Genomic DNA, 14,891 nt, shown 5'->3' with positions numbered 1-14,891 from the left:
ACCGTCCTGTCACGTACCGGACCCCGGCGCGATGCGGCGCTCAGCGCTCGGGGTTCGGCGGGGCCGGATCGTAGTCGGGGACGTCCACGTCCGGGACGTTCAGCTCCGGGACGTCCACGTACCCGGGCTGTTCCGGCGCGGTCGCGCGGCGCGCGTCCGTACGGTCGCGGGACCGGTTGCGGCGGGCGCCGTAAGGTGCGACGACCCGCCGGTAGAACGGTTTGCGTATCAGCGTGGGGACGAGCCGGTAACCGCCCCGGACCATCACGTTCCGCCAGTACTGCGGCTGGGAGATGAAGCCCTCGCGGAGCATCTGGCGTTGGAGCCGCAGTTCCGAGCGCAGCAGGTCACGGCCGCCGCGCCGCTCGTAGGCGCCGTCCCCGACCCGGTAGTAGACGAGCGGCTCCGCGACGTTCACGACCCGCGCGCCGTTCGCGATCATGCGCGCGAACAGCCAGTAGTCCTCCATCAGGGGCAGGTCGCCGTACCCGCCCGCGGCGACGACGGCGCTGCGGCGGTAGACGACCGTGGGGTGGTTGAACGGGTCGTGGAGGCGGGAGTAGCGGGCGATGTCGTCGGGGTCGCTCGGCGGGATGCGGCGGCCGACGATGTCGGAGATGTCGGTGCCGAACTCCAGCAGGCCGGCGCCGACGAGGTCGGCGCCCGCGCGGACCAGCGGCACCTGCATCTGGAACCGGTGCGGCATGGCGATGTCGTCGGCGTCCATCCGGGCGACGATGTCGTACCGCGCGGCGTGCAGGCCCGCGTCCAGGGCGGGGCCCAGCCCGCGGTTGTGGGGAAGCCGGACGAACGACACCTCGACGGGGCTGTTCTCGACCAGTTCCCGCAGGCGGGAGGACAGCTCGGCGGAGACGGGTCCGTCCCGCACCAGGACCACCTGGTCGGGCGGGAGCGTCTGGTCGTGCACCGCGCTGTGGAAGGCGGCCCTGACGTGCTCCTCACGATCACCGCCGTAGACGGTCATCAGGAGGGAGAAGGGTTCGGGCTGCATGCGTCCGTTCCGGGGGGAGCGTGAGCACCCGGTAGAGCCCGGTGCGGGGGGCGGCTCCTCGGGGCGGAGATCGGGGGGATTCAGTTGGCCGTCTTAAAGGTGACGCTTCAGTCGGGGTGTTGGTTGGCCCGGCCAAGATACCGGTGCGCCCGGAGGGTCGGCATGACAATCGCCGACCAGATCAGGCTCCCGCGCAGATGTCACGGTCTGCCCGGATCTCTCCGGCGACCTTCGGCACCGTCGCGGTCCGGCCGCGGAGCACGGCGCCGTCCTTGCCGATGACGAGGTAGACGTAGCCGGGCTTGGCGGACTTCCAGGGGCGCGGCGGGTGGCCGGGCAGCGCGATCGCCAGCCGGGCCGCCTGCCGCTCGGCGCCCACCCCGTACAGGATCTGGGTGCGGCCGTAGCGCTTCTTGCTTGTGCCGACCTTCACGACGGTGAAGCCGCGTTCGGTGAGCTGGTCGGCGGTGCGCTGCGCGAGGCCCGGGGTGCCGGTGCCGTTGAACACGCCGACCCTGACCTCTCGCGGCGGAACCGGCGGGAGTTTGTTCTGGTTCTGCGCCGGGACGGGCGGCGGGGTCGGTTCGGGCAGCTTGTTGTCCTCCCGGACGGCCTCGAACAGCGGCTCCGCGAGTGCCCGGTCGAACTGGACGCGGTTCGGGTCCTGCGGGAACGCCTGCACGGGGACGGTGACGAACCGAACCTTCCCGGCGCTGATCTCGCGCAGGCTGCCCGCGATCTTCTGCATGACCGGCAGGGTGAGCCTGTCGTCCACCTTGATCGATTTGGCGACGGCGGAGAGGGTGGCGTAGGCGCGTCCGGGGTCGGCGAGCATGCCCTTGTCGGTGGCCTTCTTCACCACGGACGCCATGAACGTCTGCTGCCGTCTGATCCGGCCGAGGTCGGAGCCGTCGCCGAGGCTCCGGGTGCGGACGTAGCCGAGGGCCTGCTCGCCGCGCACGGTCTGGCGGCCAGCCCTGAGACGCAGTTCCGCCTTGGGGTCGTCGATGCGGTGCGGCACGCAGATCTCCACGCCGTCGAGCGCGTCCACGACCCGTTTGAACCCGGCGAAGTCCACCTCGACGTAGTGGTCGATGTGGATCTTGGTGAGGGACTCGATGGTCTTCCAGGTGCAGGCCGGGCCGCCGTTCGAGAACGCCGCGTTGATCATCCCGAACCGGGCGGGGACGACGGCGCCGTTCCTCTTCTCGCAGGACGGCATCTGCACCATCGAGTCGCGCGGGAAGCTGATGCCGATCGCGCTCTCGCCGCCGGGCGAGATGTGCAGCAGGACGGTGGTGTCGGAGCGCTGCCCGGCCTCGACGCCGTAGCGGGCGTTCTCGCCCTGGCGGCTGTCGGAGCCCATCAGCAGGATGTTCAGCGAGTTGTTGAGCTTCTCGGGACGGTCGTCGCCGAGGCGGCCGTCCACGTTCTCGCGGTCGATCTGGCTGTCGAGGCGGCGCCAGAACCCGTACGCGGTGAGGCTGGTCGCGACGAGGACGACCGACATCGCGATCGACACCCAGCCGAGCACGCGCCACAGACGCCCCCGCTCCGGCGGTTCCGGTGTCGGTGAGGCGTGCGCGGAGTACACCGGAGACGGCGCGGCGGCTCGCTGCATCCGTAACATTTCAGCACAGATTGGACAGCCGTCACCGTCGTCACGACAAAGTCGTCTCACCGCCCCCGGCCACCTGCGAGCGCGTCCGGCACGGCGTCCGGCGGCGCCGCGGGGGGCGCGAGGAGCCCGTCACGGCGCGGGTCCCGGTCGCTAGACTCCCCCGAAGATGAGCACAGTAGACGCGCTGACCGATCAGGCCATGGTCGTGCTACAGGACAGGCCGCTGGTGCCGCTGACGGCCTGGCTGAACAAGGCCGTCGGCGACTGCGCGGCGAGCGACCGCACCCTGCAGCTCGTCACCCCCCTGGCGTCCCGGCTGTCGCTGCCCCTCCGTACTGCCGCGTCCGGGAAGGAGATGCAGTGGGTCGTCCGTGACGGCGACGGCTACTACGAGGGACTGACCGGGCGGCCACTGAAGTGGAACGGCGGGACGTTCGTCCCGGTGCCCGAGGCCCGCGACTACTCGCCCGGGTTCACGACCCGTCCCACCGCGCCGATCGGCTCGCAGCTCACCATCGTCTACCGCACCAGGCACGGCGCCGAAGGCCACCTCAGCGGGCCCGTCGAACGCCTCCTGCAACTGCTCACCGGCAAGAACCCGGGCGGGCTCGGGGCGTCCGAGCCGCTGGAGCATCCCTGGAACGCCGACCGGTTCACCGAGTACGCGCGGGGACGGGCCAAGTCCCGGCTCATCGTCGGCGGCGACGGCCCCCGTCCCGCGCAGGCCATCTGCGACTTCACCTCCAACGCGGGCGGCACCGTCGCCGAGGTCAGCACCGTCACCATCGGCTACATGCCGGAGGACCCGCCGCCCCTCCAACATCTGCCGACGCTCGTCGGCGCGCTCGTCGCCGACCAACCCGTCGCGTCGCTGTTCGTCCAGCTCACCCCGGGTCGCGCGGACCTCACCACCGAACCCCGCTGGACAGGCGCGCCGGGGCCGGTCGCCCTCGCCGTCGCGGGCACCGTCGGCGGGCCGACCGGCCTGCCCGGTCAGCAGGTCGGACCGCAGCGTTCCCCGCTCACGTTCTTCCCCCTCGGCGACGGGCGCTCCGCGGACGGATGGCAGCGGCACAGTTTCCTCATGCAGCACCTCCGGTCGGCATGACGCTCCTCGCCGACCACCGTCCGCCGACCGGCCGGTCGGCGGTCTCAACAGCCGCCCCGCACCGCTGATGATCTACCCGTCAGGGATGATGTACGGTCCTGCCCATGGGGAACGCCGGTCAGCTCGACGCGCTTGAGCGGGCCGTCGAGGGGACGCTCGCCGAAGGATCGTTCGAGTTCGACGGCGAGGAGGCGGTCCTCCGCATCGAGGGATCCCTGATCCTCACCACGAGCTGGTTCCTGTCCTGCGGCGTCACGGGCGTCGGGCTGCTCCTCGGCGGAGCCGTGCTGTCCCTGGCGGGGTTGCAGGACGCGGCACGCTGGGCGCTCGCCCCCGGCGCGCTCATGCTCGGTCTCGTGCTCGGTTTCGTCGTCCTGCTGCGTTTCACCCCGCTGAGCGCGCTGTGGTCGGACCTGGAACTGAGGTTCGCGGAGCAGGTGATGGTGCACCGGCGCACCCGCATCTCTTTCGGCGACCTGCGGCCCGAGCACCTGGTGTGGAAGAACGGTCGGTTCTTCCGGCGCCTGTACGTCCGGCACCCGTCGCTGCGCAAACAGCTCGCCGGGTTCTTCGGCAGCGAGGAACGGCAGGCGGAGGAGTTCCGGCGACGCCTGTGGGAGCTGATCTCCGCGCCGGACCTTCCCGGCGTCCTCGCCCACGCCGCGCCGGACGCGGACCACCTCACCCCGGTGCAACGCTGGATCGTCGCGGCCGGAGCGCCCTACGGCGCGATCAACGGGTTCCGGCTCGACCGGCTCGGCGTCGCGCCGGACGCGGAAGCCGCCGCCGCCGACCGCCGTACAGCCCAGGAACTCCTCCACGACCCGTGGGGCGCCTACGACCTCGAACAGCTCCTCGGCGCCGTCAACTGGCTCGTCCAGGACGGGCACCGCGCCGACTTCACCCAGGACGCCGATCTCGCCGCCCGCTCCCCCGCCGCGCAGGAGGAGTACGGGACGCTGCTCCGCGAGGTCGACGACCTCATCGCCCGCGACCGGCTCGAACCCCCTTTCGTCGAGCGGCTGATCGAACTCGTGCGGGTCCGCTACGGCGACGAGGGCGGCTCGTACGCCCGGCTCGTCCCGCGGCTGCTGCGCGACGAGCCCGGCGCGGACGCCAGCGAGGAGGGCGCCGAACTCGCCCTTTTCCTTCACCAGCTCTTCAACGACCGCAACCACGCGTCCGAGGAACTGCACCGCCTGAAGGCCCTCGCCGACCCTGTGCTCCGCGCCAACGTCGGACGGTTCCTCATCTGGGACTACGGGCGGGCCCTGATGCTCTACCGGTGGGGCCACATGGTGGGGTGGCTGACGGAGGAGTACTGCTGGGAACGGATGCTGCCGCTGGCGCTCGACATCCAGCGGCGCTACTCGTCCTGGCAGGACATGGGCACCTGCTACTTGCAGGGCAGGTTGCTCTGGTCGGGCGGCGGAGGGAACGCGCAGGCCGAGTACGAACGTCTCATCGACGACCTCAACACCGACGCGCGCAGCCCCTGGAACCTCGTCCCATGGAATCTCGACCTCACCCGCGACTGGCCCTGACCCACGCCCCCGCCGGCTTAACCGCCGATGACTCCGCCGTGGTAGGCGACGCCGTCCTGCCCGTCCGCAGCGGCACCGGACACCTTCCAGCTGCGCGCCGGAGCCTCGCTCGCCCCGTCCGGGTAGACGGTGCCCCCTGCCCAGTGCACCAGGAAGTCGGTGAACTTGCGGGCGACGCGCATCGCGTCGGGCAGGTCGGCGACGGCGCGGACCTCCACCCACCACACGGGGACGGTCACGCGGTCGGCGAAGTCGTCGCCGAGCAGCCGCCGGATCTCGCCCTGCGCCGACACCCGCACCGCGTCCTCGATCGAGACGAGCAACCGGCCCTCGGTGTCGTACACCAGGATCGGCTCGGGTTCGCCGCCGCGCAGCTCCAGCGCCTCACCCATGACGATCATGCCGTCGGCCACGGCGCGCGCATCCGGACGGCGCCGAACCAGCGCCACCAGGTCACTGCTCATCGAGTCACCCCCTGGTCGGACGGACTGAGCGGGTCGTCACCACGTCGCCGACTGAGTCGGTCACCTTCCTCCCCCCTCCGACGCAACCCTATGAGACATTCGCGGGCGCCGCCGCGTTCGCGAAAACCTACAACGTCCGACATAACTACCATTCCCCATAAAATCGCCACGTTCTGACCGCTACGCTGGAGCGATCCGAAACCGCGATCACGCAACGGACATCAGCACGGAGCCTCCATGAACTCCCCCCAATGGCCCGGTCAGCCTCCGGGCGGGCCGGGCTATCCTCCACCCGCACCACCGGGTCCACCACTGCCCGGAGGCCCCGGTTTCCCGTCGCCCCCACCGCCGCGCGGCGGCGGAAGCGCCCTGGTCCCCCTGCTGATCGTCGGCATGGTGGCGGTTCTCGCGGTCGTCGGTGTCGGCGCCTTCCTCGTCCTCAGAAGCGACGACGACGATCCCATCAGGACGATCTCGCAGCCCACGTACACGCCCTACTCCCCGTCCCAGACCGCGGAGCCGACACCTTCCGAGACCAGCAGCACCGGCGGCGGCTCGGATCCGTCCTCCGTCCTCGGCCCGACGATCAGGACGGCGAAGGGGAACACCTTCACCCGGGCGGGCACCCGCACCGCGTCGTGCACCAGCCGCGCCAACACCAAACTGCGCGTGGCGCTGCGCTCATACCCCTGCGTCGGCGTCATGCACTCCGCCGTCTACGCCAGCCCCACCAGGCAGATCATCACCTCGGTGTCGATCGCTCGCTTCACCAGCCCGACCGCGGCGAGCAACATCAGCCGGATCACCAATGACAAGGGCTGGCCGCTGCTGCTCACGCCGTCCGACGCGAGCGGCCTCCCGCAGCCCCGCCCCGATCCCGCCTACTGGACGCGTTCCTGGACGCAGGGCTCGAACGTCATCTACGCCCAGTCGTACTGGTCGACCGGCGCCGACACCGGCGGCCGCACCGGCAGCGTCTTCGCCACCGCCGGCGAACTCGGTGTCGAGGTGACCAACAGCCTCCTCTGGACGGACTGAGCCCCGTGCCGGGCCGCCTCAGCGGCCCGGCGCCCGGGCACCCAGCGACCGCGCGAACGCCTCGTAGGCGATGCGGCCGACGGCCTTCCGGGTGGCGTCACCGAGCCGCGACATGTCGACCGCCGCGCCGGTCGCGATCTGCCGGTCGTAGGGAAGCTGCACGACCGGCGTCCCCCACGCGGTGAGCATCTCCGTCGCACGGTCGAGGTCCGCCCCGACCTGCGGCGCGTGCGACACCATCGCGATCACCGTCCGGGGCAGCAGACTCCGCTGCGCCCCCTGCGAGAACCACTCCAACGCGCCCCGCGCGCTCAACGCCCCGTCGACCGTCCCCGGCGTGACGAGGACAACGCTGTGGGACTGCCCGAGGATGCCCCGGTGCAGCTCGGTGAGAATACCCGCGCTGCAGTCGGTCACCGCGGTGGAGATGTAACGGCTCACCGCACTGAACGCCGCCTGATACGTCTCGAACGTGAACTCACCGGTGATCCGTCCGCCCCGCGTCGCCGCGAGCACCCACAACCCTTCGCGGGTCTGCCGCAGGTACCGAGCGGCCTCCTCGAACGTCCGCGGCCGCTGCGCGGCGAGATCGAACAACGACAACTCCGACTGCACACCAAGCCGCAACGGCAACGACCCGAGCTCGGCGTCGGCGTCCATCGCCAGTACCCGATCAGACCGGTGCCGCGCCAACTCCGTGGCCACCAACGCGGCCACGGTCGTCTTCCCCGCACCACCCCGAACACTCACCACCGTGATCTGCCGGAATCCACCGACCGGCTGCCGCAGAAACTCCCCGATCTCCGCCCGCGACCGAGCCTCCCCGGACGACCCGACGGCCTTACGAACCCCTCGTCCCACCCGATGAACCAGCGCGTCCCCGTGCTGGTTCCGGCGAACGAACTCATCCGCCGTCGGCACGGAATGCCCCTGCGGCGGCCCCGCAACGGGCGCGGACGCCCCCGAACCCGGATGCGCAGCCGGGGGCCCCGATTCCGACCCGGCCTCCTCCTCAACACCCGGAGGCTGCGCCCCGGCGATCGGAGAGATCGCCGCATCCCAACTGAACTCATCGTTGACCAACGGCACACCCGCCCCAGCACCCTCCTGCTGCGACGGCTCATCAACTCCCCCGAACGCCCGAGGCTCCTCCGGCTGCGACGGAACCCCCACCGCCCTGTCCACCGAAGGCTGCCCCGGCTGCGACACTCCAGAAGCCGACTCACTCCCCCAACCCTGCTGAGGGCCCGGCTGCGCCGCCGGAACGGCCCCCGCCCCGTCCACCGGAGGCTGCACCCCGGCAGACGACTCATTCACCCGAGGCTCCTGCGGCCCCGGCTGCGGTGGACCAGGCAACGACTCATTCCCCCGAGCCTGCCGGGGGCCCGGCTGCGGCGGAAAGGCGACCGAACCGTCCTCCCACGGCTGCTGCACTGGCTGCGACACCCCGGAAGACGACTCATTCCCCAAAGGCTCCTGCGCACCCAACTGCGGCGGCCCAGGCATCGGCTCGTTCACTCGAGGCTGCTCGCCTCCCGCAGGAGCCGGTTTGGCCGGAGCTACGGCAGACGTCGAAGGCGCGGCGATGGGCTCCTGCACGGCGGGCGGCGGCGACGGCCGCCGCGCACTGTGCTCGGCCGCCTCGGCCCCCCAACGAGCATCGGCAAGCACCGCCGACGCGGACCCGAAGGCCACCATCCCACGCTGAGACACCCCAAGATCACGCAACACGGAGTGCTGCCAGCCAGAGTCCGGCACCCGCCCTCCTTTCGTCCCCCGCCACCCTAGGCCTTCAACCCTGATCCCCGAACGCCCCCGCCACCCACCACCCCACTCCCACCTAACCCAAGCCAGTTATGGACGTATATCGCCCGAGCCGAAGACTCCCTCGGTCGAACACAGAACAAACGCTTCCGCCCGCTAGTAAGCCGCCCACCGAGATGCCACCGATAATCAGTCTCATCATCCCGACCTCCGCCCCCCTCAGCCAAATTTTAGGTGCACACAAATCCTCAAAAGACAAGGCCCGAAACAGGTGGCGTAGGGGCAGCCTTTCCGTCAACGAGCACCGCGAAAACGGATCCCGCCGGGCCACAGCGGTCACGAGGTCGTCAGCCGCTCACGCCACTTCTCCCCACCGCACCCAAGCCGACAGGCGGCGCCCTGGCCTTACGGGAGTGGAAGACAGTCCTCTCGGACATTGCCCATCCCTCTCCATAACGCCGAGATGCCCACATACCTGATGGCCAATTGAATTGACTTCATCAGGAAGATGAAAGGCACAGCACACAGGAGGTGACCACCCTGCGAGCGACTTCGTCGCCGAGCCGGAACCTTATCGCAACAGCGAAGACCTCCGTCGAACAGCATACGAGCAAAACGAAGATTGTGCTGGCGTCATCGGTACGCCTACGCCGCAGTGGTCGAGATCAATGGCAAGGCACCCCGATCGCGATGGGCCATCGCCCTGTCCACCCCACACGAAACTCAACACACGGAGCACGACGTGTGTTGCTAAGGGTGACCACAGTGGCCCTTTCGTCTTACTGGGGTGGCCTTGCCGGAGGAGCACCACCTGGCGGCCATTGACCGGGCGGTCGCTGACCTGGCGGCGCAGGCGGGTGCGGTTGATAGTGCGGCGGGCCCCCCTGCGGCGGAACCGGCGGGTACGGACCGCCCGGACCTCCCGGCGGCTGTTGCCCGAACGCCTGCGGCGCGCCAAAGCCGCTACCCGGCCCCATGGGCGGCGGCCCGCCCCGCTTCCGGCGGGAGAAGAAGAACCCGAAAACACCCGCTCCCGCCCCTATCGCGAGGATAACCGCGATCCACACGATGAGGGAGGCCGAAGAGTCGTCGTCCTCCGACGCGGCCGGGGCCGCTGACTTCGACTCTTGGGGTTCGTGGGTCTTCCTCCAGCGATCGAACTCGTCGAACACCGGATTCGCCGTGCCCCGAGGCGCCTTCCCCGCGAGCGGCCGGTATGGACGGATGATGCCGTACCCGGTCAGGTCGTCCTTCCCCTTCTCCCCAATGTCCAGCGCCGAGGCGATGAGCTGCCGCACAACCTCCCGGTTCTTCATATTCGGGTGTTTTGCCCGAATAAGCGCTACGGCAGCCGAGGTGACGGCGGCAGCGTCGCTTGTACCCTTTCCACGGTACAACTCCCCGTCCTTAAGAAGGACCCGCATATCCACACCGGGAGCTGCTACTTTTACATATGGTTGTCGCTGCGTCTTCACCCACGGAGAGAACTTAGAATCGACCGCACCCACTGACAAGACACCCATGCAGTTGGCCGGCGCGTTGCTGGAATTGGCACCGTCGCCATCGTTTCCCGCCCCCACGACGATCACTACATCTTTTTCGAGCGCATACGCAATGGCCTCTTGTAGATTGCGGGGGCACGGCCCTGGGATCGCCTGCGAAAGGTTGATCACCTGAGTACCACGATCCGCCGCATAGCGGATCCCTTTTGCATAGGCATCATTGCTGTGGGCCACAATCGGAAGAATTTTAACCTCAGGAGCTACTCCCACCAGGCCGGTTCGTCCACCTTGAGCAGCAATCAGCGACGCCATCGCGGTGCCATGGCCGGGTGGCGTGTTGAAGCGATCAAGATCTTGGCGACCGTCAGCGGTTCCGTTCTCCAGATCGATGCCCGAAAGTACAACACCTTGAAGTTCAGGAAGGTTTGCCTGGACGCCAGTATCTATCAAGGCAATCGTTATACCCGTCCCCGCTGATAGGGGCCAGAGGTGGCTCTGTACACCCCAGGACTTGAACCACCACTGGTCCGGCCGGGGCTTGGGCGCCGCCGAAGCCGAGCTAGGCCAGGCGATCGCTCCGACGATGAGCAAGGCCAGGACTGAACGAGCCACTTTTCGGCTTCGCCTCAACATCTGCACTCCCTTTGCATGGAGCGGTTAAACGACAGCTCGGCAGACGGGCTGGCCAGGTCTGCCGAAGCCGTCACGTACGTCACATGTTTCCTCTGTGTCAGCCGATCACCGGTGGTGCGGTGTCGTCGTTACCGCCCCAGACGTCCTCGTCCTCGGTCAGCCAGGTGCTGCGTTCGTGCTCGTTTCCTTCCCCGCCGCCGCGGGCACCGGCGCCCATGGGCATTCCCATACCGGTCATACCGCCCCTGGCTCCAAAACCGCTTCCGCCCAGCGCGCCAGCACCCATGGCGCCCGGACCGGCACCGATCCCACCGCTACCGAGACCGGGAGCCCCGCCAGGGATTCCGCCCGGGCCGCCACTGCCAAGTCCGGGAGCCCCGCTAGGACCACCTCCCAGGCCGCCACCACCGAGGCCAGGGCCACCGCCAGGACCCCCCGGCGGCAGACTGGCCAGGTCCGTTCCTGGAGAACCACTGCCACTACCAGGTCCCCCGGGTAGACCCGGCCCACCTGGACCGTCCGGAATGCCACCGGGACCATTCGGGCCACCAGGGACACCTCCAGGTCCGCCAGGACCGCTCGGCAGATCACCGGGACCGCCAGGACCTCCAGGACCGCCGGGCAGGTCACCTGGGCCCCCCGGCATGCCACCGGGACCGCCGCCCGGACCACCTCCACCCGGCATCTTGGGCGGCTGGGGAGAGCCGGTGCCATTCTTGAGCGGATCCGTGCCCCCGATAGTTGGATTCGTTTGGGGCATGTCTTGGCGGATGCCCTCGGGGAAGTTGAAGTTGGATTGCTTGGTGCCGTCGTGGATGCGGTCCAGGACGGCGTCGGCGGCAAGGTTGTTTCCGATCATGGAACTGACGGCGGGTGGGCCGGTAACGGGGTTGGTTGCCATGATGCGCTGGCCCCAGTTGAAGGCGTCCTTGACCCAGCTGTCCATCTTGCTGCCACTGCCGTACTGCTTCTGCCAGCCGTCCTGCAACTCCCCGTGGGTTTTGAGCGCTTTGCTGGTCCTGTCGGCCTGTGCGTGAATCTCCTGGGCTTGACGGTAGGCCTTGTTCATCTGGGTCATCGCCTTTTCGGCGTCCTCGCCACCCCAGGACTCGACCAGCCGTGTCGCCTGGTTATAGATCAGGCCAACGGACTCGTCCATCCGCGCGGCGAGCTTGCTGTAGGCCGTCGAACTGGTGTACATCTTGCCGGGTTGCATGGAATCAACAATTTCTCGCACCTTGTCGAAATTGTCCTTCCACACCATGAACTTGTTCAGTCCACCGGTGCCTTCGTCACCGAACTGAACATCCTTCCGGATTGGCTGATTGTTCCCCACGGACGATCCCCCTTTCCGTACTCACGACTGATCAGATGGCGGTGCCTGGATTGCCGGCCGCCTGCACGCCGTGCTTGGACGCGTCGTCGGCCGTGCGGTGGTTCTTGTTCGACGCGCGAATAGCCTCGATCACCTGCTCGTAGGCGGCGACGAACTGATCGAAGGTGTTGCCGATCTGGTCGCGGGCCGACGTGATCGTGGCGTACATGCTACGGCCCGCCTGGTAATTTCCCATCGCGGACTCGGGTGGGGTCTCGTCATTGATGAGCTGGCTGTGTGTCGGGCGCCTTTTAAGCTCGTTTAAGTCCTTTTCGAGCTTCCTCACGATGTCGTCGATCGTGTCGTGGTTGATCTTAATTTCCTTGCCCCCGGTGGGGGGCAGATACTTGGGGTGTCCCATGCTTACCTCCTAGTCAGCCTCTCGCCTCATCGGCTGCGCCGGGAGACAAGACGGCACCGATCCGCATGCCGGTTCCTTGGTGACGAAGCGGACCCTGGCCGGGCGCACGGCCAGGGCCACCACACCCGGGGTGTCCCGGGACGGTCATCGTCGGCGGTTCAGCCCCAGATGCTGGAGTTGCTTCGCTCGGCCTGCTGGTAGTTGTCGTGGGCGTCGCGGATGGCCAGACCCAGCTGTGCCACGACGTTCTGCATGTCCTTGGCGGCCCCGTCCCACTGCTTCTGAAAGACCCAGTAGGCCTCCTGGGCGGAGCCCTCCCACTGGTTGAGCTTCGTCCGGAGCTTGCCCTCCAGGTCGCTCAGCTCGTCCATCAGGGCACGCGCGGCCTGGCTGAACTGGGCCTCACCCTCCGTGAGGCCGCCGAAATTGGCCCTCGTGTAGCTCATGACTCTCCTTCTCCAGGCGTTGACACCTAATAGGAATTTCGGTCAGGTCGTGCCGTTGAGCAGAGACTGGACCTTGCTTACGGCCTGCTCCGACATCTCTTCCTTGGACTCATAGGTGATCTTCGTCTGGACGAGGCTCTGGTGCATGCCCTCCAGGGCGCGCAGCACCTTGGTGAAGTCTTCGTTGAACCGGTTGAAGACCTGCTCGAAGGCCATCGAGGCGTTACCCTCCCAGGCCGAGCGGACCTGCTGTTTGTGGCCTTCGAGCTGCGTCTGCAGACCCTTGATGACGTTCGCGGATGCGTCGATGTCGTCCGCGGCCTGCTTCATTGCCGCTCTGTCGACGGCCGACTGCTGCCCCATCAGTCACCTCCAGTGACTTGTTTTCGTCATGACCCGCGAAGACGGTCCGGAACAGAGGCGCCGGGCCAACACCAACCTGCCCCCGCTTAGTGGCGCAATCAGCTCTTCAGCCTCCGAAGGCTTGGGTCGCACCACAGATTGTTCTCCTACCCTAGGATCTTCATCGGCGGCTGTCCATCCATTCTTCGACAGTCATAGACGTGTTGACTCCCATTCCGGTTTCATCGAATCCGAAATCCCTTGATGATTAGTTCCCTGCCTGGGCATTCGTGGGTCGAGCGGCGGATACGGCCGCAGGGTCCAGGACCGGTCCCTGCACGATCAGGTCCAGAACCCCGGCCGGCACCTTTGACGCGTCACCCGGCAGCGAGTAACCGAGCTTTCCCACCGTCTCGCTGTCCTTGATGGGGAATCGTTTTCCTTCGGCGACCAGGTAATAGGTGCTGACCTGGTCTGCCTTCCCTGGGCTCGGGACCCGACCGGCCAGCGCGGCGCTTCCGGGTGGGAAAGCGATCTGGTCGGCGCCCTGGGGGCTCGCTGTCTCCGGGGGTGCGGGTAGCGAGCCGTTGAGCGTCAGGGTGGCGCCGTCGTTGCCGCTCGGGTCGCTGTAGAGCGCGCACAGCGGTGTTGTTCCGCCGAACGGGACGATCGCCGGCGCCCTGCCCTCCAATCTCTGATCCCGTATCTGATGCGAGGACCGTCCGACGGTGTTGACCTGGCCCGCGTTGATCTCGATCGCCCGGACTCCCTCCGGGCCGTAGGCTCCGCGGGTTTCCGGAGCGGCGATGAGCAAGTCCCGCTGGATCGGAGTGATTGGGGCCAGACCGTCCGCGAGGAGGACGAACGAGGACGACGCGCCGGACGCCGTGCTCAGGTTGAAGATCTGGCCCACTTTCGCGCGTCCGGCCGGTCCGTTCACGGGCTGTCCGATGCCAGGGATTTTCGGCGCGGCGAAATCCGGGCCCTGCGTCACCGAGTTCAACCATTTGCCGGCGATCTGGACGGGGGTCGCTCCGAGCGTCGCCAGCCCGTACGGCGGTATCCGCATCCGCGAATTGCGCCACAGCAACCAGTGGTGCCCGTCCGCCGTCACGACCAGCGCTTGGCCGTCTGTCAGCGGGGTGCCGCCGACATTTCGCTCGGCGGTGAGCGTGACCAGCGATCGGCGTCCCAGTGATGTGCTCTCGACCGTTCGCACGCAGACCGCCCACGGGCCCCGCGTCAACTCGTTCGGCTCGGGAAGGGTATTCGGCGCGCCCGGAATTCCCAGGGTGGGGCCGCGCTCGAACTTTTTGAGGGACGCGGTGGAGACCGTCCTGCGGCTGTCAGAGTTCTCACCGGCGACCAGGCGCGCGGACACGTAGTTGCCGACCGGGCAGAGCTTGCCGTTCTCGCACCATACGTAGCGGGCGCCGGTCTCCTCCTCCACGATCAGCATTCCGGCCTTTTCCAGGCCCGTGGCGCCGCCCGGACGGATGACGCCATAGATGCCGAACGCGGCCATGCACAGGATGCCGATCATGATGCCGCTGAACGCGGCGATGTTCATTCGTCGCATCGGCAGCTCGGGGTTGTCCGGCTCCCCGGAAATGAGGGCGAGCGACGCCCGCTGGCTCATCAGCCGGTGGGCTTGTAACAGGTCCTTGCGGGTCTGCATGCG

At 68.1% G+C, this 14,891-nt stretch carries 13 protein-coding genes; 3 read left to right on the top strand and 10 right to left on the bottom strand.

Features of this window, described 5'->3' with window-relative positions; all coding sequences use genetic code 11:
- Positions 1-40: 40 nt before the first annotated feature.
- Positions 41-1,012, bottom strand: a complete 972-nt coding sequence (locus D0T12_RS21665) for a glycosyltransferase (RefSeq protein WP_117401464.1) — start codon at positions 1,010-1,012, stop codon at positions 41-43.
- 181 nt (positions 1,013-1,193) lie between these two features.
- On the bottom strand, positions 1,194-2,633 hold the full coding sequence (locus D0T12_RS21660) for an LCP family protein (protein ID WP_117401463.1): 1,440 nt from the start codon (positions 2,631-2,633) through the stop codon (positions 1,194-1,196).
- Positions 2,634-2,799: 166 nt separating this feature from the next.
- Between D0T12_RS21660 and D0T12_RS21655 the strand changes: the two genes are divergently transcribed.
- The gene (locus D0T12_RS21655) at positions 2,800-3,741 is read left to right on the top strand and encodes a DUF6177 family protein (RefSeq protein ID WP_233526206.1); all 942 of its coding nucleotides are present in this window, start codon (positions 2,800-2,802) and stop codon (positions 3,739-3,741) included.
- A gap of 104 nt (positions 3,742-3,845) precedes the next feature.
- Positions 3,846-5,285 (top strand): DUF1266 domain-containing protein, encoded by a 1,440-nt coding sequence (locus D0T12_RS21650; RefSeq protein ID WP_117401461.1) that lies wholly within the window; start codon positions 3,846-3,848, stop codon positions 5,283-5,285.
- A 17-nt stretch (positions 5,286-5,302) separates the two neighbouring features.
- Here D0T12_RS21650 and D0T12_RS21645 read toward each other — a convergent pair whose 3' ends face one another.
- Positions 5,303-5,749 (bottom strand): hypothetical protein, encoded by a 447-nt coding sequence (locus tag D0T12_RS21645; RefSeq protein ID WP_117401460.1) that lies wholly within the window; start codon positions 5,747-5,749, stop codon positions 5,303-5,305.
- Positions 5,750-5,986: 237 nt separating this feature from the next.
- On the opposite strand from D0T12_RS21645, the gene D0T12_RS21640 reads away from it, so the two are divergent.
- The gene (locus D0T12_RS21640) at positions 5,987-6,787 is read left to right on the top strand and encodes a hypothetical protein (RefSeq protein WP_158581577.1); all 801 of its coding nucleotides are present in this window, start codon (positions 5,987-5,989) and stop codon (positions 6,785-6,787) included.
- Positions 6,788-6,805: 18 nt separating this feature from the next.
- On the opposite strand, the gene D0T12_RS36670 is transcribed toward D0T12_RS21640, so the two are convergent.
- The 7 genes from D0T12_RS36670 to eccB form a co-directional block, all read right to left on the bottom strand.
- Complete coding sequence (locus tag D0T12_RS36670) at positions 6,806-7,708, bottom strand: MinD/ParA family ATP-binding protein (RefSeq protein ID WP_233526205.1); 903 nt, start codon at positions 7,706-7,708, stop codon at positions 6,806-6,808.
- Positions 7,709-9,330: 1,622 nt separating this feature from the next.
- The gene (locus D0T12_RS21630) at positions 9,331-10,644 is read right to left on the bottom strand and encodes a S8 family serine peptidase (protein WP_158581576.1); all 1,314 of its coding nucleotides are present in this window, start codon (positions 10,642-10,644) and stop codon (positions 9,331-9,333) included.
- 139 nt (positions 10,645-10,783) lie between these two features.
- On the bottom strand, positions 10,784-12,022 hold the full coding sequence (locus D0T12_RS34945) for a hypothetical protein (protein ID WP_147339585.1): 1,239 nt from the start codon (positions 12,020-12,022) through the stop codon (positions 10,784-10,786).
- A 31-nt stretch (positions 12,023-12,053) separates the two neighbouring features.
- Entirely contained in the window at positions 12,054-12,422 is a 369-nt protein-coding gene (locus D0T12_RS21615) for a hypothetical protein (protein ID WP_117401454.1), read from the bottom strand.
- Positions 12,423-12,580: 158 nt separating this feature from the next.
- The gene (locus tag D0T12_RS21610; RefSeq protein ID WP_117401453.1) at positions 12,581-12,868 is read right to left on the bottom strand and encodes a WXG100 family type VII secretion target; all 288 of its coding nucleotides are present in this window, start codon (positions 12,866-12,868) and stop codon (positions 12,581-12,583) included.
- A 42-nt stretch (positions 12,869-12,910) separates the two neighbouring features.
- Positions 12,911-13,231 carry a WXG100 family type VII secretion target gene (locus D0T12_RS21605; protein ID WP_117401452.1) on the bottom strand — a complete coding sequence of 107 codons (321 nt, stop codon included), beginning with the start codon at positions 13,229-13,231 and terminating at the stop codon, positions 12,911-12,913.
- Positions 13,232-13,478: 247 nt separating this feature from the next.
- Positions 13,479-14,888 (bottom strand): type VII secretion protein EccB, encoded by a 1,410-nt coding sequence (gene eccB, locus D0T12_RS21600; protein ID WP_117401451.1) that lies wholly within the window; start codon positions 14,886-14,888, stop codon positions 13,479-13,481.
- Positions 14,889-14,891: the final 3 nt, after the last annotated feature.

The sequence above is a fragment of the Actinomadura spongiicola genome, from assembly GCF_003432485.1.
In the GTDB taxonomy this organism is placed as follows: Bacteria; Actinomycetota; Actinomycetes; order Streptosporangiales; family Streptosporangiaceae; genus Spirillospora; species Spirillospora spongiicola.
Note: the sequence above shows the minus strand (reverse complement) of the source record. Positions and strands in the feature narration are given on the sequence as shown.

Coding starts and splice junctions, on each gene's coding strand:
- D0T12_RS21665 (WP_117401464.1), bottom strand. CDS start 1,012: ATGCAGCCCGAACCCTTCTCCCTCCTGATGACCGTCTACGGCGGTGAT.
- D0T12_RS21660 (WP_117401463.1), bottom strand. CDS start 2,633: ATGCAGCGAGCCGCCGCGCCGTCTCCGGTGTACTCCGCGCACGCCTCA.
- D0T12_RS21655 (WP_233526206.1), top strand. CDS start 2,800: ATGAGCACAGTAGACGCGCTGACCGATCAGGCCATGGTCGTGCTACAG.
- D0T12_RS21650 (WP_117401461.1), top strand. CDS start 3,846: ATGGGGAACGCCGGTCAGCTCGACGCGCTTGAGCGGGCCGTCGAGGGG.
- D0T12_RS21645 (WP_117401460.1), bottom strand. CDS start 5,749: ATGAGCAGTGACCTGGTGGCGCTGGTTCGGCGCCGTCCGGATGCGCGC.
- D0T12_RS21640 (WP_158581577.1), top strand. CDS start 5,987: ATGAACTCCCCCCAATGGCCCGGTCAGCCTCCGGGCGGGCCGGGCTAT.
- D0T12_RS21615 (WP_117401454.1), bottom strand. CDS start 12,422: ATGGGACACCCCAAGTATCTGCCCCCCACCGGGGGCAAGGAAATTAAG.
- D0T12_RS21610 (WP_117401453.1), bottom strand. CDS start 12,868: ATGAGCTACACGAGGGCCAATTTCGGCGGCCTCACGGAGGGTGAGGCC.
- D0T12_RS21605 (WP_117401452.1), bottom strand. CDS start 13,231: ATGGGGCAGCAGTCGGCCGTCGACAGAGCGGCAATGAAGCAGGCCGCG.
- eccB (WP_117401451.1), bottom strand. CDS start 14,888: ATGCAGACCCGCAAGGACCTGTTACAAGCCCACCGGCTGATGAGCCAG.